The sequence below is a fragment of the Cloacibacterium sp. DMC96 genome, from assembly GCF_056313765.1.
Genome location: NZ_JBQUZQ010000001.1, coordinates 1,064,779 through 1,087,076, shown reverse-complemented (window position 1 = coordinate 1,087,076; position 22,298 = coordinate 1,064,779). Strand labels below are relative to the sequence as shown.

Genomic DNA, 22,298 nt, shown 5'->3' with positions numbered 1-22,298 from the left:
GTTAAGTGTTTCTTTTGGCCAATTCTTTTTGTTCTGCTTTTTGAATTTTTTTGTAAACATAAATGCTCATCAAAACACTGAATTCATACAAAACCAAAAGCGGAAATGCTGCAGCCAACATACTGAAAACATCTGCCGGAGTTACAATTGCGGCAACTACCATAATAACTACAATCGCGTGTCTTCTGTACGTTTTTAAAAACACAGGTGTCAAAATTCCTATCGTTGTCAAAAAATAAACGACTACTGGAAATAAGAAAACCAATCCCATTCCTAAAACCACTTGCAAAAATAGAGTAGTGTAATCTGACAAGTCAAATAATTGTGTAATAGAATCTGAAATGGTAAATAATAATCCGAAATTTATTGCCAATGGAAGAATAAGAAAATATCCTACTAATGCACCAATAATAAAAAGAATCCACACAAAATTAATCACAAAAGAAGAATTTTTTCTTTCTTTAGGATGAAGTGCTGGACTGATGAATCTCCACAATTCCCAAATAATATAAGGAAGTGCCAAAACCATTCCTCCGAAAATAGAAACAGACATCATTACATCAAACTGTTGCAATAATTTTTTCTGTTGAACTTGAAACGTATCTGGCAAAACGAAACTCTCGTGACCAAAAAATTCCTGAGAATAATGATTGATCACTCTAAAAGTGATAAAATCATTTTTGGTAGGTGCAAAAAACACATGATCCATTATCCAGTTAATATTGAAACCTACAATTAAAGCTCCAATAATAATTGCGATAATACAACGAATAAGATGCGATCTTAGTTCACCTATGTGTCCTAAAAAGGACATTTCTTTCTCTTCTGCCATAAATTTTCTAGTTCAGAGTTATTTAAACTTCCAATTGAGTTCTTCCTGATAAGGGATGTTGTATTCTTTTGAAATGAACTTTAAGTTGGATTTAATTTTTTGTATTTCTGCAATATTTTTGGGTAAAATAATACAGTTGGTTTCAAAAATTTTTACAAAAATATAGTTTTCTGTCTCATTAATCTCAGAAAAATCTTTGAAAGCGATAGAACTTTCGCTATTTCCTTCTTTTCCGAACAATTTATCATCCTTAAATTCAGCCCAAAAAGGGATTCCTATTCTTGAAGTCAACTTTTCATCAACAAAATTTTTATAATGTTTTATATATTTTCTTTTTTCAAGAGAAAAATAGATGACTAATAAAACTAGAAAAATGAATAAATTCAAAAAAAACAGATAAGGATCTTTGTAATTGATGAATAAAAAAATCAATAAAGAAAAATAGATAACAGAAACGATTATTTTATTTTTTCTCCTTGCATTAATAGTAGTTTTGCTATGGTTAGCGCTGAAGAGAAACCAATTTAGGTAATCTTCTTTGCTAAGGCGATTTTCAAAACTGAAATATTCTATTTTCTCCATCAAATTTTCTTCTTAATTAATCCCTTCGTCTAACAATCTGTGCAAATCTATAATTCCGAAATAATTACCGTTTTTTGTAACGATGAGTTGTCCGATATTATTTTGTTTTAAAATGGTCATCGCTTCTTTTGCAAGTGCATTTTTGTCAACCGTTTTTGGGTTTGCAGACATTAAATCTTTTGCTAAAATTCCGGTAAGATTTTCAGTTTTTAGAAGCATTCTTCTTAAATCTCCATCGGTAATTACGCCTACTATTTTTTCTTCGTCTGTTACCACCGTTATTCCATGCTTAGAGCTTGAAATTGAAAAAATTACATCTTTTATGCTAGAATTTACTTCAACTAAAGGTCTCTGCTCAGAAACGAATTGTTCTACTCTTGCCGTTAAGTTTTTTCCTAAACTTCCACCTGGGTGAAACTTGGCAAAATCTTGGTCTTTAAAATTATTGAGTTCCATTAAACAAACTGCTAAAGCATCACCAATTGCCATTTGAACCGTAGTAGAACTTGTTGGCGCTAATTTATTAGGGCAAGCTTCCACTTTTACCGAAGAATCTAGAACCACATCAGAAGCTTCTGCCAATTTAGATTTTAAATTTCCTGTCATCCCGATGAATGCCGAAGAATAATCTTTCAAAAATGGCAATAAATACACTACTTCTGGCGAATTTCCAGAGTTAGAGATGCAAAGCACCACGTCATTTTTTTGTATCACGCCTAAATCTCCGTGAATCGCTTCCGCAGCGTGTAAAAACTGAGAAGGAGTTCCTGTAGAATTTAAAGTTGCTACAATTTTATTTCCTACGTGTGCAGATTTACCGATGCCTACTACAATCAGTTTTCCTGTAGAATTATTGATGATGTTTACCGCTTTTTCGAACTGTTCATCAATTCTGTTTTTAAGCGATTCTAGCTCAGTAACTTCTACTGCAATAGCGTTTTTGGCGAGGCTAACAATGTCTATTTTTTCCAAAATGCAATTTCTTAGATTTATTTATTTTTCAAAAGACAAAAATTAAGATTTTTTAAATTTTTAAAAATTTTCAAATCTCATTAAAAAGTTTTATCTTTGGTAAGATGCAAATTTAGTAAAACTTACTTGAACAGATGAAGACTAAACATGAAGATTTAACAAGTGCACTAAAAAAATATTTCGGATTTTCTACTTTTAAAGGAAGACAAGAAGAAATTATTTCCACCTTATTGAGTGGTAATGATGTTTTCGTATTAATGCCAACTGGCGGTGGTAAATCGTTGTGTTATCAACTTCCTGCACTTCTTTCAGAAGGAACTGCTATTGTAGTTTCTCCGCTGATTGCTTTAATGAAAAACCAAGTAGATGCCATTAATGGTATTTCTGCCGAGGAAGGAGTAGGTCATGTCCTGAATTCTTCTCTCAATAAAACCCAAACAAAACAAGTTTTTGATGACATCAAAAGTGGCAAAACCAAGTTGCTCTACGTAGCTCCAGAAAGTTTAGTAAAAGAAGAATACCTTAATTTTTTAAAAGAAATAAAAATTTCTTTCGTAGCGATAGACGAAGCGCACTGTATTTCGGAATGGGGACATGATTTCCGTCCAGAATACAGAAATCTCAAATTAATTATTGATAAAATTGCAAAAGTTCCTGTAATTGCATTGACTGCAACTGCTACACCAAAAGTTCAGGATGATATTCAGAAAACTCTAGGAATGAACAATGCATTGGTTTTTAAAGATAGTTTTAATAGACCTAATCTTTACTACGAAATTCGTCCTAAAGTAAATGTAGACAGAGAAATCGTAAAATTTATCAATCAACATAAAGGCAAATCAGGAATTGTTTATTGTCTCAGCCGAAGAAAAGTAGAGGAATTCTCTCAGTTATTGCAGGTAAATGGTATTAATGCATTGCCATATCACGCTGGTCTTGACCAAAAAACCAGAGTAGCGAATCAAGATAAATTCTTGATGGAAGAAGCAGATGTAATTGTGGCTACTATTGCTTTCGGAATGGGAATTGACAAGCCAGATGTAAGATTCGTCATTCATTATGATATTCCAAAATCACTAGAAAGTTATTACCAAGAAACAGGTAGAGCTGGTAGAGATGGAGGAGAAGGTCATTGTCTTGCTTTTTATGATCCAAAAGATATTGAAAAATTAGAAAAATTCTTAGCTCAAAAACCAGTTTCTGAACGTGAAATCGGACTTCAACTTTTGAATGAAGTAGTAGGTTACGCCGAAACTTCTATGAGCAGAAGACAATATTTATTATATTATTTCGGGGAAGAATTTGACCCAATCAATGGTGATGGTGCTAAAATGGATGATAATTCTGTAAACCCACCAAAACTGAAAGACGCTTCTAAAGATTTGAAAAAAGTCTTAGAAATCGTAAAAGATTTGGAAGAAAAATTCAGAACCAAAGATTTAATTTCTATTATTTCGGGTAAAGAATCTGCCACTACCAAAGCTTACAAATTAGAGAATTCTAAACATTTCGGAATTGGTAAAGCAGAAAATGACAATTATTGGAAATCTATTATCAGACAAGCTACTGTACAAGGTTATTTGACTAAAGATATAGAAACTTACGGCGTTCTAAAACTTTCTGAGAAAGCTAAAAATTTCCTTTCTGGAAAAGAAACTCCAGAATTTATGATTGCCGAAGATAGAGAATATGATTTGGCAGCGATTGCAGACGCAGAACAAGTTCAGGTACAAGCTGGAGGTGGTCTAGACCAAAATCTTTTCGCTCAGTTAAAAGAATTGAGAAAAAAAGTAGCCAAAAAACATGGCATTCCACCTTACACGGTTTTCATGGATCCAAGTTTGGAAGATATGACGGTACAATATCCAATTTCGGTAGACGAAATTGCAAAAGTCTATGGAGTTGGTGAAGGAAAAGCTAAAAAATACGGAAAAGAATTCGCAGAATTCATCGCGAAATATGTAGAAGATAACAATATTGAGAGAACTCAAGACATGGTACTAAAAACAGTTGCCAATAAGTCTTCGCACAAAGTTTTTATCATTCAAAATACCGACAAAAAAATAGATTTAGAAGACATTGCCAAAGCGAAGCATCTCAGTATGGATGATTTGCTTTCTGAAATGGAATCTATTGTTTATCAAGGAACTAAACTCAATATAGATTATTACATAGAAGAAAATTTTGACGAAGATATTGTAGATGATTTTATGGATTTTATGAAAGAATCCGAAAGTGATTCTATGAAAGTTCTTTTGGCAGAATTTGGTGATGATTTAACGGATGAAGAAGTAAGAATGCTCAGAATTAAGTTTATTTCTGATGTAGCGAATTAATTGATAAATGGATTTAAATTTAGATGAAATAATAATTAAAGAAATTCTTCCAAAAAAGAGTTTCTTTTTTAATTCTACAGAAATGTTAAGGATTCCTTTTTCTATGATTTATCTAATTATTATAGCTTTAATTATATTTAATACCTCTGGTTTTTTTTTAATTTTTGGTATTGTGTTTATTGGAGCAGGAATTTATTATTCTTTTGGGAGATGGATATTTAAGTATTATGAATTAAAAAACAATAAATACATTATTACAAATCAAAGAATTATAATTGCTAAAAAATCAACTGGTTATATTTTTAAATCTTTGAAATTAGAGGAGATAGAAATTGTAAATATTGAAATGAATAATAAATTTTTTGGAAATATTATTTTTGGAGAGCCCGAAACAATTTTTGGAAATGATAAGGAATCTTTTTTTTGGGGAAGAAGAGGAGGAATGAATTTTAAAGAAGACGAATACTCATTTCAGAGTGTTGAAAATATTAATGAAATTATACCAATTTTTGAGAAATTAAATTTAAAAATTTCTAAAACTTTTTATTAGTGGAAAAAAAATCTATCCTTTTCATCCTTCCAGATCTTAATGCAGGTGGTGCAGAACGCATTGTGACTACCATTGCCAATCATTTGCCAAGAGAAAAATTCTCTCCAAGCATTTTATTGTTGAGAAAGGAAGGTTTGTATTTAGATTTTTTACAAAATGATGTAGAAATAATTGACATTAAAACGCCAAGAATTCGTCATGCTCTAAAACCGATTTTACAGCAAATCAGAAAAAGAAAACCAGATATCGTTTTCAGTGGTTTTGGAGAAGTAAATGCATATTTATCACTCTTCATCAAACTCTTCCCAAAAACAAAATTTATTGCCAGAGAAACCAATGTTGTTTCTCAACATGTTACGAGAAAGGAAATCCGTTTTTTCTATAAATTTTACAATAATTACGATAAAATCATTTGCCAAAGTGATGACATGATAAATGATTTGGTGGAGAAACTAAAAATTAAAAAAGACAAACTCATCAAAATCAACAATCCAGTAGATTTTAGTTTCATAGAAGAAAAATTAGAAAATGCTACAAAACCTGAAAGCTATCGAGAAGGTTATAAAAACGTTGTCGCCATTGGAAATTTATCTTCAAGAAAAGGTTTCGATAATCTCTTGAAGGTTTTTGTGAAATTAAAACAACACAAAGTGTTGTTGCATATTTTAGGAGACGGAAAAGACAGAGAAATGCTTAATCAAATGAAGCTAAATTTAGGATTAGAAAACGTGATTTTTCATGGAGTTCAAAAAAATCCTTATCCGTTTTTGAAGTTTGCAGATTTATTTGTGTTGAGTTCCAGATACGAAGGCTTCCCGAATGTTTTGTTAGAAGCTGGAGCTTGTGGAACGTATGCTTTAGCCAACAATTGCAAAGGTGGAATTCATGAAATTATTCAACCGAAAATCAATGGAGAAATTTCAGATATAAAAAATCACGAAGTATTTGCAGCTAAAATTGTAGAAATCTTAAAACAAAATCACGATTCGGAAGCGATTAAAAATTCAATAGAATTTAGATTTTCAAAAGAGATTATTTTAGAGAAATATTTTGAGGTTTTTGAAAGTATTGTTTCTCACAGATAACACAGATTTTCACAGAAAAATTTAACGAATGTTTAAAATCTTATAAATCTGTGAATCTAATAGAAATAAAATCAATTTGAAAAAAAATGAAGTATTAATTTAAAAATCATATCATTTTTTTTTTATCAATTCAAATTTGTAAAATCTGTGCAATCTGTATGATAGAAATTCCGTATTTTAGCAAAAATTAAGTTTTAATAAAAAATAATATAAAATGTCACAATTTGATGTTACTGTAATTGGTTCTGGACCTGGTGGTTACGTAGCTGCATTAAGATGCGCACAATTAGGTTTCAAAACTGCTCTTATCGAGAAATATTCTACTTTGGGAGGAACTTGCTTAAATGTAGGTTGTATTCCGTCAAAAGCGCTTTTAGATAGCTCAGAACATTTCGAAAATGCAAAGCACAATTTTGCAAATCACGGAATTATTATTAACGAACCTCAAGCTGATTTGGCAAGAATGGTGGCTCGTAAAAACGAAGTAGTAGACCAAACTACCAAAGGAATTAATTTCTTGATGGAAAAGAATAAAGTAACTGTTTTTGAAGGTTTGGGTAGTTTCGAATCTGCTACTCAAGTAAAAGTAACGAAAAATGATGGTTCTTCTGAAATTTTAGAAACCAAATATGCAATTGTTGCTACAGGTTCTAAACCATCTACTTTGCCTTTCATCACTATAGATAAAGAAAGAATTATCACTTCTACGGAAGCGTTGAATTTAAAAGAAATTCCAAAACACTTAGTAGTAATAGGGGGTGGTGTAATTGGTTTAGAATTAGGCTCTGTTTATTTGAGATTAGGTTCTCAGGTAACCGTTGTAGAATACATGGATAAAATTATTCCAACAATGGATGGTGCTTTGTCTAAAGAATTGACTAAAGTTCTTAAAAAACAAGGTATGAAATTCATGCTTTCAACAGGAGTTCAATCGGTAGAAAGAAACGGAGATTCTGTAAAAATTACAGCGAAAGACAAAAAAGGAGAAGAAGTAAGTGTAGAAGGAGATTATGTTTTAGTTTCTGTAGGTAGAAAACCATTCACAGAAGGTCTTGGCTTAGAAAAAGCAGGAGTAGAAGTAGACGAAAGAGGAAGAGTAAAAGTAAACGACCATTTACAGACCAATGTTGCCAATATTTATGCAATTGGTGACGTAGTAAAAGGAGCTATGTTGGCTCACAAAGCTGAAGAAGAAGGCGTTTTCGTAGCTGAAACTTTAGCAGGTCAAAAACCTCACATCAATTATAACTTAATTCCAGGAGTTGTTTATACTTGGCCAGAAGTTGCAGGAGTGGGTAAAACCGAAGAGCAATTAAAAGAAGAAGGAGCGGCTTATAAAGTGGGTTCTTTCCCAATGAGAGCTTTAGGAAGAAGCCGTGCTTCTGGAGATATTGACGGATTAATTAAAATTTTGGCTGATGAAAAAACAGACGAAGTTTTAGGCGTTCACATGATTGGTGCAAGAGCTGCAGACTTAATTGCAGAAGCTGTAACTGCTATGGAATTCCGTGCAAGTGCAGAAGATATTTCTAGAATGTCTCATGCACATCCTACTTATGCAGAAGCGATTAAAGAAGCTGCATTAGACGCTACCGGAAAACGTGCGCTTCACATGTAATTTTTGATTGAAAAATTTAAAAATTAAATATTTAAAAATAAAAGAGAAGTTTCGGCTTCTCTTTTTTATTTGGGCAGCAATTTCCTCGTTCCGCTCCCGCTTTTTTGTTTCGCTTCGCTACACAAAAAGAGCTCCGCTCAACTCGGGCTGCAATTCGGTTATCATTGAGATAATTTCTGCAACTTTTTTTTGTACATTTGATTTTATATGTTTCTCGCAGATTAAGAAGATTTTGCCGATGATTGAAATTAAAATCTGCTTAATCAGCCAAATCAGCGAGAGAAATTAAACTATTAATAATCATGAAAAAACTAATTCTATTTTTACTTTTCTTAAGCTTCATTTACGGTTTTTCTCAAAACTTAGATTTGATAAAAAAAGAAGTTGAAAAAATTAACAATACCAAAAATTTTAAAATTAAGACCGTTCCAAATGATTATTTTGTTGATTTGAAAAATGAAGTTACAGATAATGGACAAGAATTAAAAGGCTATTATCAGAATAATCAATTGAAGAAAATAACACATTCTTTAGGACTTTCACTTTGGAATATTGTAACTGAATATTATTATAAAGACAACCAATTAATTTTCGTTTTAGAAACTAAATTTCAAACCAATGATGAAAATGGATTTATAAATAATCCAAAGCTTATCTATAAAAATAGTTACTATTTCAATAGCAATAAATTGATCAAGAAAATAGTAAAGGAAACTTCTGATTCAATTGATTTTGTTAAAGAAGCTAATGAACTCAAAAAAGATTTAAAAAACTACAAATAATCAAATGTTTCAGCCTCTCTTTTTTTGTACATTTGAATGAAACGAATAGCTAATATGTTAAATTTTTTGAAACATTTTTCACTGATATTTATTGCAGGATTAATCTGTTATATATTTCTTGATTTTGATGATTATTGTAGTGGAATAGAAACATTGTTTATTGTTCCATTTTTATTGATTATTTTGATTTTAAATATTCTTACCCTATTTATTTTTAACTATTTTCGAAATAAAAGAAACAAAACCAATAGAAATAAAATTTCTACTTTTTACGTTTTAGGAACATTATTAATAATGGCTTTGTGTTTTTTCGGTCAAAATCTTTATCAACAATCATACAAATCAATTTGGACTGGAACAAGTCAAGAAAATGATTTTATAAACCTTATTTTATTTGATGATAATCATTTTGAATTGAAGAAACGTTCTAATCATTATACTTGCATTAAAAAAGGGAAATTTGAACAAAAAGGAAATTACATTTATCTTAAAAGAAAAGATTTAGTTAGAAATTATGACATAAAATTAGACAGCATTTATTTTTTCAATAAAGATAAAAGTCTATTGATTCCACAAAATGAAAATTCTAAAATATCACCATTTCAAAAAAATTAAAATATGATTACTAAACCTATATTTCCATGTCTTTGGTACGATGGAAAAGCCAGAGAAGCTGCAGATTTTTATTGCCAAATTTTTCCTAATTCTAAAATCCTTTCGGATAATGGAATGGTCGTAAAATTTGAACTGAACGGAAGAGAATTCATGGGATTAAATGGCGGCCCGAATTTCAAATTTGATGAAGCGGTTTCTTTTTGTATAGAATGCGAAACACAAGAAGAAATAGATTACTATTGGGGAAATTTACTGAATAATGGAGGACAGGAAAAAGTTTGCGGTTGGCTTACAGACCAGTTCGGAATGTGTTGGCAAGTCTATCCAAAGATTTTAGTTGATATGATGAATGACGCCGAAAAAGCACCAAAAGCAGTAGAAGCATTTCAGAAAATGATAAAATTTGATATACAAGCTTTACTTGATGCTGTGAAATAAAACCTTACCTTTGCAAAACTTACCAATTATCAATTATAAAAATGCAGTTAGGAAAAACTCAAACTTTAAAAATCGCAGAAAAAAATACCTCTGGACTTTTCTTAGAATCTCAAACGGGTGAAAGAGCTTTTTTGCCTAAAATTTTTGCAGACGAAAATGCAGAAATAGGCGATGAAATATCAGTTTTCGTGTATCAAGATGATTCTGCTTTGAAAGCTACTACAGAAATTCCGCATTGCGAAGTAGGAGAGTTTGCAGTGATGACTTGTGTGCAATCTTTGCCAAGTGGCGCTTTTATGGATTGGGGAATTATCAAAGATTTATTTATTCCTTACAAGCAACAAAAAGGTAAAATTCTAGAAGGAAAACGTTATTTGGTGTACGTTTATGTAGATGATGTTTCTGACAGAATTACTGGAACGACTAAGTTTAAGAGAAATCAATCTTACGAAAATGTTCCTTTCAAAAAAGGAGAAGAAGTAAATCTTATCATTGCAGGAGAATCAGAAATTGGTTTCAATGTAGTGGTGAATAAAAAATATTTAGGCTTAATTTACACTTCGGATGTTTTCAAAAAATTATATCCACTGTCTGAAGAAACAGGCTATATCAAAACCATCAGAGAAGACGGTAAAATAGATGTTACGCTTCAGAAACAAGGTTATGAAAACAATCATGATGAATTTCAACAAAAAATTCTTCAGAAATTAGAAGAAAATTACGGAATTCTTTATCTCTCAGACAAATCAGAACCCGAAGAAATAAAACAAGAACTCCAAATGAGCAAAAAGAATTTCAAAAAAGCAATTGGCGGTTTATACAAAGACCAAGTCATAGAAATTCTGGAAGACAAAATCAGACTCATCAACGAAGAATAAAACAAAAAGAGCAGAATTTTCTGCTCTTTTTTAGTTTCTATTTTTAATTAAAACATAACCTTGTAAAATTCGTCCGTCTGAAACTTTCAGAACATACCAATACGTTCCAGTTGGTAAAATTCTGCCATTAAACTGTCCGTTCCATTCAAATGTTCCATTGATGATTCTTTTCAAAACAGCAGTGCCAAATCTGTCTAAAATGGTGATTTCTGAGTTAGGGTAATTTTCCATTCCTGTGATTTTCCATGTGTCATTTATACCATCAGAATTAGGAGTGAAAGTATTCGGAATATCAAAAATGGTAAAGTTCATTTCGCCAATAATACAGCCCAATTTTGTTTTTACATAAACGGTATAACTTCCATTGTTTAAATTCGGAAACTCTGGATTGTTTTGCCAATTTGAATTATCTAAAGAATAAACGAAATCACCATTTGCCGAAAGTAAAACTTTCGCATCATTATTCGTGATTTCCACTTTTAAAATATTGGCTAGAATAGATTGATTGACTAGAGTAGAACTCGTATTTTTACAATCAGAGCTGTTGGTAACTTCTACAGTATATTTTCCTGCTTCTGAAATGGTAATTATTCTCTTATCCCAAATAACAGTAGGCGAAGAATCTTTTGTCCATTCATATTTTTTGAAACCTGCACCTGCATCTATATCTACGGATAAACCTTTACAAAATTCTGCATTTGCAGGAAGATTTACCACAGGTTTTGGATTGAGTTGAAGCTTTAACTGTACCATTTTCCAACAACCATCTGCGCTTTTTACTTTTACATTAAAAATATTAAAACCAATGATAAGATTTCTATTGGCAAAATCAGCAATTGGATTGTTGTTCTGGTCAAAATATTCAAAACTGTAACCGGTAGAACCTATGATAATATTTTCTTGATATTTTCTTAAATCTTCGGTTTTAGAATTGGCGGTAGTAATATTGCAAAAGGTGAGTTGATAATCATTTGCAGGAAGTGAATTAGCAGTTAAAGTAACTTTAATTTCTAGTTTTGGACTTTCGCAATTATTTAAAGTTTGTGTAACAAAATACGAAGTATTGTTTTGAAGAACAGTTGTATTAGGTAATAGATTTCCTACACTATCATAAAATTTCAAAGAAGTTCCTGTTACAGCCAAATCTTTAATTTGAGCATTTCTGGAAGTACAAAAATCTTGATTTACATTTCCTGTAGGAAGTGGAGTAGCATTTACCTTTACTTGAATAGAAATCTTATCACTTTCGCAGCCATTAATGGTTTGAGAAGCGTAATAAGTAGTTCCATCAATCAATGGAGTTGTAGTATTTAAAACATTTCCAGAATCGTCATACCAAATAATATTTTGACCAGTAATGCTGATGTTTGAAATTTCTGGAACATCAATCGCACAAAAGGTTTGAGGAGAGGTAGCTATTGGTAATGCTGTTGATGTAATAATAACTTTTTGAGTTTGCGAGAAAGTATTTCCGTTTCCATCATCGTATTTCCAAGTGATGGTGTAAGTTCCGGGAATAGAATATTGTAATGGATCTGTTGTAGTTGCTGTAATTTTACCAGAACAATTATCTGTTGCAGTAGGAGTCGTAGAAATTACAGTATGACAATCTCCTGTAATATCTGGTAAATTTATAATATCTGGATTTGGAGGTGTTTTGTCTTCTACTTTAACTTCTACGGTATAAGTTCCGTCACAATCGCCAGTTCCAGAAATGGTACAAGAATATGTTCCAGAATTTGCAGAAGTAGCATTCGGTATAATTGGATTTTGGTCTGTAGAAGTGAAACCATTTGGTCCAGTCCAAGAATAAGAAGTTCCGCCAGAAGCTTCAAGTTTTATAGCTGTGTTTGGGCAAACTGGGGAGTTGGAGGATAAACTACCTGATTTATTGGTGCTGAATTTATAAAGCATTGCATCTACATCTCCGTTTCCACTATTATTTGTTATAATGGTATTATTTATTTCTATTGGATTACTTGTGAAATTGGCAGTTAAGTAAAGGTTTCCTTTTTTTAAAAACATTTGCTTTGCGCTATTAAGACTTCCATATTGGGATAATGTTTTTGAGTTTGTAAGATATACAGGTAAAAAAGTATTAAGATTGATTTTAAATAAAATTAAATCATCATTATATTGTCCATAAATGCTTTTTGTGCTTTCAATTATTTTGTTATCAATGCTCATTTTGCCATTAAAACTTCCAAATACAAAGAGTTCATCTGTATCTTCATCGGCAAAATGGTAGCGGTTTAGAGTTAAAGGATTGTTATTTCCTTCATCATTTGGAATATCTAATCGGCAGTTGTTGTTTACTTTTAAATATCTATTTAACGAAAGTTTTACTGGGTCAAATTCGGTTATCAAACCCTGTGTAGAATTGCTATTGTCGGTAATAACAGTTCCGTCTACATTGGTTGTATTATAATATGTTCCGTATGCAAAAAGTCTATTTGTTTTTTTATGGTAGTGTAATTTAGTAGGTACATAGCCCCAAGAATTAGTGCCTTCTGTCGCAATTTGTTTTGAGATGAGGAGATTTAGATTAGAGTCAATTTTATAAATTTTAGAAAAATCTAAATTACTATCATACATAGATAAGTAAATATTTTCATCAGGGTCTGTTTCATAATCATTGAAAATTTCTGTTGTACCATTTCCGAATTCCTTTGCGTCTATAAAATTTCCATTGTTGTCATATTTTGCAACAAATGCTTTAGTTTTGTTTCCTCCAAAATGCTGATAAGGGTAGTGAAAAATGATTTTATTTTCAAAATTTAGATCATACCAAAAATTTGCCACTATATAGATGTTTTGATTATGAATAAAAATGTATTTTAAAATATTTCCTCCTTGTATATTTCCTATGAATTTTTTTTCCCAAACTAAATTTGCATTAGAATCATATTTTCTAAATAGGACATAATAATTTTGGTAATATCCGTATTGCTTTATAATATAAATATTTCCATCATTGTCAACATTAAAAGTATCATTAGGCAGATATTTTTCCCATATTAGATTACAGTTATAATCAAACTTTATCATTCTTTCACCAGCAGGAAAATTGGGCCAGTCCCCTAATTGGTCATAATAAGAGAATAGAAATCCGTCCTTGGAGTCTTTTATATTGATAACGCTGTCATCAACCCAACCGCCAAAATTTTTCGCACAATTACATTGAGAAAAAATAAAAATATTTATTAATAAAAATAAGAATAGATAGAGTTTTTTCATGGTTATTTTTAGACCTTCAAATCTACTAATTCCATTAATGATGACAAAAATTTTAACTCAAAAAATAGATGAAATTTCCAGAAAGACTAGGGTTTAGATAAACAAAAAGAGCAGAAATTTCTGCTCTTTTTTAGGGTTATGCTTTTGGAGATTCACCTTCTGGTTTTGTAGGTTTTTCTTCTATTATTTTAGCATCCTCTTCTTTAGGATTTTCGCCTTTTAAGTAAGACGGAAGATTAAGGCCTGCCATATTGAATAAATCATTCAATGGAGGAACGGTTTTCATCATTCCTGAAACAAAATTAGCAGTTGAAGTGTTTCCTTCAGGATTGTTTCCGCCATCCCAAACAGTAATTTTATCAATTTTAATATTTTTAACTGCTTCCACTTGAGTTTTTACCAATTCTGGTAATTTTTCAATCAATAATAATTGGAATGCACTATTGGTATCGCCACCTGCAGCTTTTACAATTTGGTCATAACCTTCTGCTTGTTTGGTTAAGATTTCATAAAGACCTTTTGCTTCTGCTTCCATTTTGGCAAAAATAGCATCTGCTTCACCTTTTGCTTGAAGTCTTATTTTTTCTGCTTCTGCTTCTGCATCAATAATGGCTTTTTGTCTTGCAATTTCAGCTGGAACTACAATATTGGCATTCTGTGTAGAACGTTCTCTTTCAGCTCTTGCTGTTTCAGCTTTTTGTTCGGCTAAGTAAGATTCCTCTAAAGCTTTTGCCGATTGTACTTTTTCAGCAGCCATTGCTATTTTCAGCGCTTCCGCTTCTTTTTCACGTCTTTGTGCATCAGAATTGGCAATCGTAATTTTTGCTTCGTTTTCTCCTTTTACGGCGATAGAGTTGGCAAGAGAAGTTGCGATTCTCGCTTCTTTTTCTGCTTCAGCTTTACCAATGCTTTCATCTTTTTTAGCTGAGGCAATGCTTACTTCTCTATCTTTTTGAGTCACGGCTATTTTTACATCTCTGTCTCTTTGTGTTTCCGCAATGACTACATCTTTTTCTCGGTCTGCACTTGCTTTACCTGTTTCCCCGATTTTTTCTTGCTCCGCTACAGAAATTTTAGCTTCGTTAATCGCTTTTGCAGCAGCTTCTTTACCAAGAGCTTCTATGTAGCCAGATTCATCTTTAATATCGGTTACGTTTACGTTAATAAGTTTTAAACCAATTTTTTTAAGTTCTGTATCTACGTTTTTAGAAATATTATCAAGGAATTTATCTCTATCTGAGTTAATTTCTTCAATTGTCATGGTAGCAATCACCAAACGCAATTGCCCAAAAAGAATATCTTTAGAAAGTTCTTGAATTTGTTCTGGAGCAAGTCCTAATAATCTTTCTGCAGCATTTCCCATAGAATCTGGCTCGGTAGAAATAGCGATGGTAAATCTACAAGGCACGTCTACTCTGATGTTTTGTCTAGAAAGCGCATTGGTAAGATTGGCTTCAATAGAAATAGGTTTAAGGTCTAGGTAAGCAAAATCTTGAATAACAGGCCAAATAAAAGCACCACCTCCGTGAATACATTTAGCAGATTGACCGCCAGTTCTTCCGTAGATGACTAAGATTTTGTCAGAAGGACATCTTTTGTATCTAGAAATAAGGGCTAGAATAGTTACAAATATTACAAATGCAACAATAACGATAATAATAAAAGGTTCCATTGGTTTTAATCAGTTTATATTAATTTAAATTTTTTCTACTACTAAAATTTTGTTTTCTGTATTGATGATTTTCACGCTTTCGCCAGAAAGAATTTCTTCTCCTTCTGTTACTGCATTGAGTTCATGAAAACTACCATTAATGCTAACCTGAATTTTTCCAGTTCCAGATTTATGAGCGGGAATTTTAAGATAAACTTCAGCGGTTTTTCCGATGGTTTTTTCCATTTGAAAGGTGTTGTCTTCTTGTAATTTTAGAAATTGCTTGATGATGATGAAGAATATCGCCACAAAAATTAATCCTACTAAAGTTGCTAAAGCTACCAGAAAATAATCATTCATTTCGCCAAAAAAAGCCACTCCAGTCCACCCAAAACCAAGAAGAAAATTAATAAGATTTCGGAAGGTAAACCATTCAAAAGGTGCATCTACATGATGAAAATCTCCATCAAAATCTGCATCTAAATCAGAAGATTCTACTCCTACAAAAGTGAGGATGGTTTGCAATAAAAAAATAATGCTAGATAGGAGAGCAGAATACCAAAATGCTTGTTGAAGCACGCTCATCCCAGTAAAGAAATCGGTCATAGTTTAATAAAATAGTTTTTCAAATATAGCGAAAATCTGGTTCTTTTTCAAGAAAAAGTAGACTTTTAAGCTTCTTTTTTTACCACCAGAATAAAATCTTCTTCTAAAAATTTATACCCAAAATCATACACAAAAAAATATTGAGCTCCGTTTTTATAGGTTTTAATATTGGTGAAATATTCAAAATCAAAACCTGCAACCGAAAGTTTATTTCTAGTAGTTTTGGCTTTGTTTTCTACAAAATTTTGTTCAGAGAGAATTTTGAAATTTTTGCGCAGTTTATTATTAATATTGCGCATAAGGTTGGTTTGGTCTTTGTTCTGTTTATTGTTATAGGCGTTTCTACAAGCATCACTGCAGAATTTCTTATCTATTCTGCCCATGATTTTTTCGCCACATTCTAGACAGTTTTGCATGGATTTAGTTTTATGTAAAGATAAAAATCACTTTTTATTCACTTCGAATAAATTTTCAAGGAATTTTATTTTTTGTTCTTCAGTCCAGTTATTGGTATAAACCAAAAGATTGAGAAAGTATTTTTGACTAGAGCCAAATAAAAATACATTATCTGATTTGCCGTCATTGTATTTCCAAATAATATATTCTGCTTTAGGATTTTCTTTTAATTTTTGAGTTTTAGAATTTAAAGATTCTCTATAATCAGCATCCCATTTATAAAATGCGATTACGTTTTCAAAATCAGATTTTTCTTTTGCATAAAAAGGATAAGCTCTTTTAGGATTTTTTGCAATAGCAATAATTACGTTATCACTGTTTTTAAGATATGTCTGCCCAGAATCTTCTGCTGTATTCAGTTGTTGCCATTCTCCAGGAATTTTTACTTCTCCAGAATTGGTTTGTAATGAAGTATAAGATTCTTGACTGAAAATTACTTGCGGAAGTAGTAGTAATAAAAAGAATAGAAAATTTAGCTTTTTCATAGCAATTAGTTTTATGTAAAGATAAAAAAATCCGTTTGTAAACGGATAATATTTTTGAGATAGAATTATTAATTTTTTGATTTAAGAGACATTTAGTTTTTTTAACTCGTTTTTTAGCTAATAAATTGCAATCTGCCACTTAAATCATTTTAAGAATACAATGACTGTTAATTGGTACGCTAACTAAACTTACTTCTACAAATGTTGCTTCGTGAATTTCATTAGCACATCTTTTACCATTGTATATTTCACCAGTTATATGATTACAATCAACGTAATTTTGTTGACAAATATTGCAAATTGACTTTTCTGCGATTCCTGTTACACTTGCTCCTTTGATTTTGCCATTTTTGATTTTTCTTTTAATTGTTTTATCTAAAATTTTACATTCTTCAATTTCTAAAGCTTCATCAGAAACTTTTAATCTTCCCCAGCCAATAATTTGTGGTTTATGCTCTATAAAAATTGGAGTAGGTAAATGGGAATAAGGACTTAATCTCGAAAAACAACGTTTGAATGCATCTTTTTTTTTCTTTGATTTATTTTTTTTATCAAAAATTTCACTTCTTGTGACTGTTTTTTTATTTAAATCTATAATTTCATTAAAGGTTTGGTTTATGATAATTATATTTTTTCTGTTTTTATCTGTTTGATTCCATTTATCAATACTTTTTTGAATATAGTTACTAGCAATATTAAGTATCACACTTGTTGGGATTCCAGCTAAATACGCATAAAGAGGATCACTGAAAAATTCGTGTATTCCTTTTTTAAATAAATATTGAACTGGTTGATTGTTTTCGGGTCTTACAATTACTTCATAACCATTATTCCTCAATTCTTTAATTAATTCTAAAGTTCCTTTTGTTACCAATTTTTTTTCGGGAAATTTCCATGAATAAGGATTAAATGAATCAAATGAAATTGTTTTTTCCATCTTAATTATGCGTGATGTGTGGATAATTTGAAACTAACCCAAATATACACAATAATCACAAAAATTTAAAATACTTATAAGTGTTTGATTTTAAATTATAAAAACTCGTACAAACGACTACAAACGGATATAAATGACTAAATACCGACTAATATTTCGCTTTCGTCACAACTTTGTCACAGAGATTCGAGGGAAACACAGAACGACTCGTTTCTAACGTTTAATTTAAAATTTATTATTATGTCTTTAAGAAACAAAGTGACGCTTATCGGTCACACCGGAAAAGAAGTAGAAATCGTAAATTTCGAAAAAGGAATGAAAGCTACAGTTTCATTAGCAACCAACGATTATTACACCAATTCTCTTGGTGAAAAAGTAGAAGAAACTCAATGGCACAATTTGGTTGCTTTTGGTAAAACTGCAGAGATTTTTCAAAAATACGTGCAAAAAGGAAAAGAAATTGCCATCGAAGGAAAACTTACCTACAGAACGTATGATGATAAAGACGGACAAAAACGCTACATCACCGAAATTAGAGTAGAAGAACTCTTGCTTCTAGGAACTAAATAAAGGAGAACACACATATGAAATTACAGCCTTGTCATTTTTGGCAAGGCTTTTTTTTATTTGTAAAATTTTTGTCATTTTGAGCGCAACGAAGTGGAGTCGAAAAATCTTAATTGATTTTAATTAGATTCTTCATTACATAATGCTTCGAAAAAATTCATTCAGAATGACAAAAAAATTAGAAAAAATGTAAATATCAGCTTGATAAATTTGTCAAAGCAAATAAATATTTGCTTACTTTCAATAGTCATAAAATTATAAAATCTTTGCGTTTTTTTGAAATCAGAATGTTTAGAAATAATTTTCACTATTTTTGAAATATGAAAATCAATATCAGACCTATTCAACCATCAGACAACGCTATTTTAGCCAAAATCATCAGAAGTTGTTTCCATGATTTCGAAGTAAAATGTACTGCAGGAACCGTTTATACAGACCCTACAACAGATGATTTGTATTCGCTTTTTCAAACGCCTAAATCTCAACTTTGGGTAGCAGAAGCAGAGGATAAAATCGTAGGTTGTTGCGGAATTTTCCCCACCGAAAATCTACCAGAAGGTTGTACAGAACTCGTAAAATTCTATATTTCTAATGAGGGAAGAGGAAAAGGAATTGGCAGATTACTGTTAGAAAAAACCATAGAAACCGCTCAGGAATTGGGATATTCTCAGATATATTTAGAAAGCATTCCAGAGTTTTCTACCGCTGTTTCTATTTACGAAAAACAAGGTTTCCAATACCTAAATCAACCACTGGGAAATACTGGTCATGATGGTTGTAATCTTTGGATGCTGAAAGAAATGTGATGATTTGCTGATGTGACGAAGCGTTGATGCGATGATTATTGATAATTTCCGTATTTTTGCACAGAATTTATTAACCAATTAGCAAATCGACTAATTAACACATCAAGGAATGAAGCCAAGTTTAGCGAAAGGAACCAGAGATTTTACAGCGCAGGAAGTTTACCGTAGAAAATACATTATCAATACTTTACAGAAGAATTTTGAATTGTTCGGATTCCAACCTTTGGAAACACCAAGTTTTGAAAATTTATCAACTTTGACGGGTAAATATGGAGAAGAAGGAGACCGATTGATTTTTAAAATCCTCAATTCTGGAGATTACGCTGCCAAAACAAAACAGGAAGATTGGAATGCTAAAAATTCTCAAAAACTCATCGCTCAGATTTCAGAGAAAGCTTTAAGATATGATTTAACCGTTCCTTTTGCACGTTTTGTAGCCATGAATCAGGGAACGCTTACTTTTCCTTTTAAACGTTACCAAATTCAACCAGTTTGGAGAGCAGACAGACCGCAAAAAGGACGTTTCAGAGAGTTTTATCAGTGCGATGCAGATGTAGTTGGTTCAGAAAGTCTTTGGCAAGAAGTAGAATTGGTTCAGTTGTATTTAAAGTCTTTCAAAGAATTACAAATTCCTGTAAAAATCCATATCAACAACCGTAAAATCCTTTCTGGATTGGCTGAATTTGCCAACATTTCTGAGCAATTGATTGATTTTACAGTGGCTTTGGATAAATTAGACAAAATCGGAAAAGATGGTGTAGTGAAAGAACTTCAAGAGAAAAACATTTCTGATGAAGCCATCGAAAAATTATCTTTCCTTTTTGATAATAAACCTCAAACCGAAGTTTTAGAAATCCTTAAAACCAATTTTGCCAATGTAGAAATCGGGAAAAATGGAGTAGAAGAACTAGAATTTGTTTTAGAAAATTGTAAAAATCTAGGCATTGAAGATGAGTTGGTATTCAACATCACTTTAGCTCGTGGTTTAGACTATTATACAGGTGCTATTTTCGAAGTGAAAGCGCAAGGTGTAGAAATAGGTTCCATTGGTGGCGGTGGTAGATACAACAACCTTACTGAAGTTTTCGGGGTGAAAAACGTTCCAGGAATTGGAATTTCTTTCGGCTTGGATAGAATTTATCTCGTGATAGAAGAACTGAATCTTTTCCCTCAAAATTCTGAAAGAAAAATAGAATATCTTTTTGCCAATTATGGTGAAAAAGAAGCTGCAGAAGCCATGAAGATTTTAGCCAAACTTCGTGAGAAAGGAATCGCTGCAGAAATTTACCCTGAAAGTGCCAAACTGAAAAAACAATTTACCTACGCCGAAAAGAAAGGCATAGAAAACCTTATTTTCTTGGGTGAACAAGAAATTGCAGATGGAAATATCACCATTAAAAATCTAACTTCAGGTGAACAGAAAACTATGAAAATTGAAGAGTTCTTATCATAAAAAAAGCCATCGTAAAGATGGCTTTTTTATTTATGCTTGTTGAGCGTTTTCTACTTTTTCTTCAACTACTTCTTTTGCTTCTTCCATTTTGGTTTCCGCTTGAGATTTCAAATCATTGAATTTTTCTTCCGCTTTTCCTTTTAATTCTTCGGCTTTAGATTTTAAATCATTACCGTATTTGTTAAGGTTGTCTTTTGCGTTATTCAAAAGGTCGTTAACTTTTTGTTTTTCTTCAGGAGTTGCTTTTTTATATCTCCAAAAAGCTAGTGCTCCAAGACCTAAAAGTGCTAATAATTTAGAACTGTTTTTCATAATTTTTGTATTTAGTGATTAAAATTGTTTGGTTGTTCTTGTGATGACAAAATTATAGCATTATCACCCATTAAAGTTACAAAATTTAATTAAAACATTATAGTATTAAAGCATTTAATTTATCTTTGAATAAATTACAAAACAATGGATTATATCAATATCAATAAAAATTCTTGGAATGCCAAAGTAGATTATCACCTAAAATCTGATTTCTATTTTGTAGAAGAATTTATTGCAGGAAGAACCTCTCTTAATGAGCCAGAATTAGAACTTTTGGGAGATGTTCAAGGAAAGAAAATTCTGCATTTGCAATGTCATTTTGGTCAAGATTCTATTTCTTTAGCAAGAATGGGAGCTGAAGTCACCGCGGTAGATTTATCAGACAAAGCCATCTCTGAAGCCAGAATATTAGCCGAAAAGTGTGGAGTAGATGTCAACTTTATAGAATCTAATGTGTATGATTTACCAAATGTTTTAGAGGAGAAATTTGACATTGTTTTCACCAGTTATGGCGTGATTGGTTGGCTTCCAGATTTAGACAAATGGGCAAAAATGATTCAGCGTTTTCTTAAACCCAATGGCGAATTCATCATGGTAGAGTTTCATCCTGTCATTTGGATTTTTGATGATGATTTTACTAAAGTTGCTTATGATTACCAATCTACAGAACCTATTGTAGAAACCTACGAAGGAACTTATGCTGATAAAGATGCGGCGATTACTCAAGAATACGTCATGTGGAATCATGCACTTTCTGAAGTATTTCAAAGTTTAATCAACCAAAATTTAGAGATTAAACACTTTCTAGAATACGATTGGTCACCGTATGCATGTTTTAAACACACCGTAGAAGTAGAAAAAGGGAAGTATAGAATCAGTAAATTTGATAAAAAAGTGCCTTTAGTCTTCTCTATAAAGGCGATGAATAAAGAATTTTCAAATTAATGATTATTTTGTTTTGATTTTTACAAATATTTTCTATATTTGTTTCATAATCGATATGATTAATGAAAAACCTATGAAAAAATGTGCCTCTCGTGAAAGCGAGAGGTTTTTTTGTGTTTTTATGCATTCTTATAAATGGTAATAATTATTCAGCA

The 22,298-nt window shown here is 31.4% G+C and carries 22 protein-coding genes; 12 read left to right on the top strand and 10 right to left on the bottom strand.

The features are described from left to right. Position 1 precedes the first annotated feature (1 nt). From tatC to ACT53I_RS04795, 3 genes are all read right to left on the bottom strand, one after another. A complete protein-coding gene (tatC, locus tag ACT53I_RS04805) occupies positions 2-832 on the bottom strand; it encodes a twin-arginine translocase subunit TatC (protein WP_476078693.1) in 831 nt (276 codons plus the stop codon). 18 nt (positions 833-850) lie between these two features. Further along, complete coding sequence (locus ACT53I_RS04800) at positions 851-1,123, bottom strand: YcxB family protein (RefSeq protein WP_476078692.1); 273 nt, start codon at positions 1,121-1,123, stop codon at positions 851-853. 303 nt (positions 1,124-1,426) lie between these two features. Continuing rightward, the gene (locus ACT53I_RS04795) at positions 1,427-2,386 is read right to left on the bottom strand and encodes a KpsF/GutQ family sugar-phosphate isomerase (RefSeq protein WP_476078691.1); all 960 of its coding nucleotides are present in this window, start codon (positions 2,384-2,386) and stop codon (positions 1,427-1,429) included. Between the two features lie 134 nt (positions 2,387-2,520). On the opposite strand from ACT53I_RS04795, the gene recQ reads away from it, so the two are divergent. The 8 genes from recQ to ACT53I_RS04755 all read left to right on the top strand — a co-directional run bounded on the left by recQ (position 2,521) and on the right by ACT53I_RS04755 (position 10,688). Continuing rightward, complete coding sequence (gene recQ / locus ACT53I_RS04790) at positions 2,521-4,722, top strand: DNA helicase RecQ (protein WP_476078690.1); 2,202 nt, start codon at positions 2,521-2,523, stop codon at positions 4,720-4,722. A 7-nt stretch (positions 4,723-4,729) separates the two neighbouring features. Then, positions 4,730-5,272, top strand: coding sequence for a hypothetical protein (locus ACT53I_RS04785; protein WP_476078689.1), 543 nt, complete (start codon positions 4,730-4,732; stop codon positions 5,270-5,272). Next, on the top strand, positions 5,272-6,357 hold the full coding sequence (locus ACT53I_RS04780) for a glycosyltransferase (protein ID WP_476078688.1): 1,086 nt from the start codon (positions 5,272-5,274) through the stop codon (positions 6,355-6,357). The genes ACT53I_RS04785 and ACT53I_RS04780 overlap by 1 nt, the downstream gene beginning before the upstream one ends. A 214-nt stretch (positions 6,358-6,571) precedes the next feature. Then, complete coding sequence (gene lpdA / locus ACT53I_RS04775; protein ID WP_476078687.1) at positions 6,572-7,975, top strand: dihydrolipoyl dehydrogenase; 1,404 nt, start codon at positions 6,572-6,574, stop codon at positions 7,973-7,975. Between the two features lie 302 nt (positions 7,976-8,277). Further along, complete coding sequence (locus tag ACT53I_RS04770; protein ID WP_476078686.1) at positions 8,278-8,757, top strand: hypothetical protein; 480 nt, start codon at positions 8,278-8,280, stop codon at positions 8,755-8,757. 66 nt (positions 8,758-8,823) lie between these two features. After that, positions 8,824-9,372, top strand: a complete 549-nt coding sequence (locus tag ACT53I_RS04765; protein WP_476078685.1) for a hypothetical protein — start codon at positions 8,824-8,826, stop codon at positions 9,370-9,372. Positions 9,373-9,375: 3 nt separating this feature from the next. Further along, a complete protein-coding gene (locus ACT53I_RS04760) occupies positions 9,376-9,810 on the top strand; it encodes a VOC family protein (protein ID WP_476078684.1) in 435 nt (144 codons plus the stop codon). Between the two features lie 41 nt (positions 9,811-9,851). After that, positions 9,852-10,688: a CvfB family protein gene (locus ACT53I_RS04755; RefSeq protein ID WP_476078683.1), complete on the top strand. Its 837-nt coding sequence runs from the start codon at positions 9,852-9,854 to the stop codon at positions 10,686-10,688. A gap of 30 nt (positions 10,689-10,718) precedes the next feature. On the opposite strand, the gene ACT53I_RS04750 is transcribed toward ACT53I_RS04755, so the two are convergent. The 6 genes from ACT53I_RS04750 to ACT53I_RS04725 all read right to left on the bottom strand — a co-directional run bounded on the left by ACT53I_RS04750 (position 10,719) and on the right by ACT53I_RS04725 (position 18,060). Beyond that, positions 10,719-13,925, bottom strand: coding sequence for a T9SS type B sorting domain-containing protein (locus ACT53I_RS04750; protein WP_476078682.1), 3,207 nt, complete (start codon positions 13,923-13,925; stop codon positions 10,719-10,721). A 136-nt stretch (positions 13,926-14,061) separates the two neighbouring features. After that, positions 14,062-15,597 carry a flotillin family protein gene (locus tag ACT53I_RS04745; RefSeq protein WP_371461232.1) on the bottom strand — a complete coding sequence of 512 codons (1,536 nt, stop codon included), beginning with the start codon at positions 15,595-15,597 and terminating at the stop codon, positions 14,062-14,064. Between the two features lie 24 nt (positions 15,598-15,621). Beyond that, the gene (locus tag ACT53I_RS04740) at positions 15,622-16,182 is read right to left on the bottom strand and encodes an NfeD family protein (RefSeq protein WP_476078681.1); all 561 of its coding nucleotides are present in this window, start codon (positions 16,180-16,182) and stop codon (positions 15,622-15,624) included. Positions 16,183-16,247: 65 nt separating this feature from the next. Further along, positions 16,248-16,598 carry a hypothetical protein gene (locus ACT53I_RS04735; RefSeq protein WP_476078680.1) on the bottom strand — a complete coding sequence of 117 codons (351 nt, stop codon included), beginning with the start codon at positions 16,596-16,598 and terminating at the stop codon, positions 16,248-16,250. 27 nt (positions 16,599-16,625) lie between these two features. Further along, positions 16,626-17,123, bottom strand: a complete 498-nt coding sequence (locus tag ACT53I_RS04730) for a hypothetical protein (protein ID WP_476078679.1) — start codon at positions 17,121-17,123, stop codon at positions 16,626-16,628. A 139-nt stretch (positions 17,124-17,262) separates the two neighbouring features. Continuing rightward, entirely contained in the window at positions 17,263-18,060 is a 798-nt protein-coding gene (locus tag ACT53I_RS04725) for a hypothetical protein (protein WP_371461229.1), read from the bottom strand. 240 nt (positions 18,061-18,300) lie between these two features. On the opposite strand from ACT53I_RS04725, the gene ACT53I_RS04720 reads away from it, so the two are divergent. The 3 genes from ACT53I_RS04720 to hisS all read left to right on the top strand — a co-directional run bounded on the left by ACT53I_RS04720 (position 18,301) and on the right by hisS (position 20,886). Continuing rightward, a complete protein-coding gene (locus ACT53I_RS04720) occupies positions 18,301-18,630 on the top strand; it encodes a single-stranded DNA-binding protein (protein WP_104793665.1) in 330 nt (109 codons plus the stop codon). Positions 18,631-18,947: 317 nt separating this feature from the next. Next, positions 18,948-19,433 (top strand): GNAT family N-acetyltransferase, encoded by a 486-nt coding sequence (locus ACT53I_RS04715; RefSeq protein ID WP_476078678.1) that lies wholly within the window; start codon positions 18,948-18,950, stop codon positions 19,431-19,433. 109 nt (positions 19,434-19,542) lie between these two features. Beyond that, the gene (hisS, locus tag ACT53I_RS04710; protein ID WP_476078677.1) at positions 19,543-20,886 is read left to right on the top strand and encodes a histidine--tRNA ligase; all 1,344 of its coding nucleotides are present in this window, start codon (positions 19,543-19,545) and stop codon (positions 20,884-20,886) included. 30 nt (positions 20,887-20,916) lie between these two features. Here hisS and ACT53I_RS04705 read toward each other — a convergent pair whose 3' ends face one another. Then, positions 20,917-21,198, bottom strand: a complete 282-nt coding sequence (locus tag ACT53I_RS04705; RefSeq protein WP_476078676.1) for a YtxH domain-containing protein — start codon at positions 21,196-21,198, stop codon at positions 20,917-20,919. A gap of 144 nt (positions 21,199-21,342) precedes the next feature. Between ACT53I_RS04705 and ACT53I_RS04700 the strand changes: the two genes are divergently transcribed. Next, positions 21,343-22,143, top strand: coding sequence for a class I SAM-dependent methyltransferase (locus ACT53I_RS04700; RefSeq protein ID WP_476078675.1), 801 nt, complete (start codon positions 21,343-21,345; stop codon positions 22,141-22,143). Positions 22,144-22,298: the final 155 nt, after the last annotated feature.

Excerpts from the sequence above, each read along its gene's own strand:
- ACT53I_RS04715 (WP_476078678.1), top strand. The coding sequence starts at position 18,948 with ATGAAAATCAATATCAGACCTATTCAACCATCAGACAACGCTATTTTA.
- ACT53I_RS04755 (WP_476078683.1), top strand. The coding sequence starts at position 9,852 with ATGCAGTTAGGAAAAACTCAAACTTTAAAAATCGCAGAAAAAAATACC.
- ACT53I_RS04770 (WP_476078686.1), top strand. The coding sequence starts at position 8,278 with ATGAAAAAACTAATTCTATTTTTACTTTTCTTAAGCTTCATTTACGGT.
- ACT53I_RS04725 (WP_371461229.1), bottom strand. The coding sequence starts at position 18,060 with ATGGAAAAAACAATTTCATTTGATTCATTTAATCCTTATTCATGGAAA.
- ACT53I_RS04740 (WP_476078681.1), bottom strand. The coding sequence starts at position 16,182 with ATGACCGATTTCTTTACTGGGATGAGCGTGCTTCAACAAGCATTTTGG.
- ACT53I_RS04750 (WP_476078682.1), bottom strand. The coding sequence starts at position 13,925 with ATGAAAAAACTCTATCTATTCTTATTTTTATTAATAAATATTTTTATT.
- ACT53I_RS04705 (WP_476078676.1), bottom strand. The coding sequence starts at position 21,198 with ATGAAAAACAGTTCTAAATTATTAGCACTTTTAGGTCTTGGAGCACTA.
- lpdA (WP_476078687.1), top strand. The coding sequence starts at position 6,572 with ATGTCACAATTTGATGTTACTGTAATTGGTTCTGGACCTGGTGGTTAC.
- ACT53I_RS04735 (WP_476078680.1), bottom strand. The coding sequence starts at position 16,598 with ATGCAAAACTGTCTAGAATGTGGCGAAAAAATCATGGGCAGAATAGAT.
- ACT53I_RS04720 (WP_104793665.1), top strand. The coding sequence starts at position 18,301 with ATGTCTTTAAGAAACAAAGTGACGCTTATCGGTCACACCGGAAAAGAA.
- ACT53I_RS04760 (WP_476078684.1), top strand. The coding sequence starts at position 9,376 with ATGATTACTAAACCTATATTTCCATGTCTTTGGTACGATGGAAAAGCC.
- recQ (WP_476078690.1), top strand. The coding sequence starts at position 2,521 with ATGAAGACTAAACATGAAGATTTAACAAGTGCACTAAAAAAATATTTC.
- ACT53I_RS04745 (WP_371461232.1), bottom strand. The coding sequence starts at position 15,597 with ATGGAACCTTTTATTATTATCGTTATTGTTGCATTTGTAATATTTGTA.
- hisS (WP_476078677.1), top strand. The coding sequence starts at position 19,543 with ATGAAGCCAAGTTTAGCGAAAGGAACCAGAGATTTTACAGCGCAGGAA.
- tatC (WP_476078693.1), bottom strand. The coding sequence starts at position 832 with ATGGCAGAAGAGAAAGAAATGTCCTTTTTAGGACACATAGGTGAACTA.
- ACT53I_RS04700 (WP_476078675.1), top strand. The coding sequence starts at position 21,343 with ATGGATTATATCAATATCAATAAAAATTCTTGGAATGCCAAAGTAGAT.
- ACT53I_RS04785 (WP_476078689.1), top strand. The coding sequence starts at position 4,730 with ATGGATTTAAATTTAGATGAAATAATAATTAAAGAAATTCTTCCAAAA.
- ACT53I_RS04730 (WP_476078679.1), bottom strand. The coding sequence starts at position 17,123 with ATGAAAAAGCTAAATTTTCTATTCTTTTTATTACTACTACTTCCGCAA.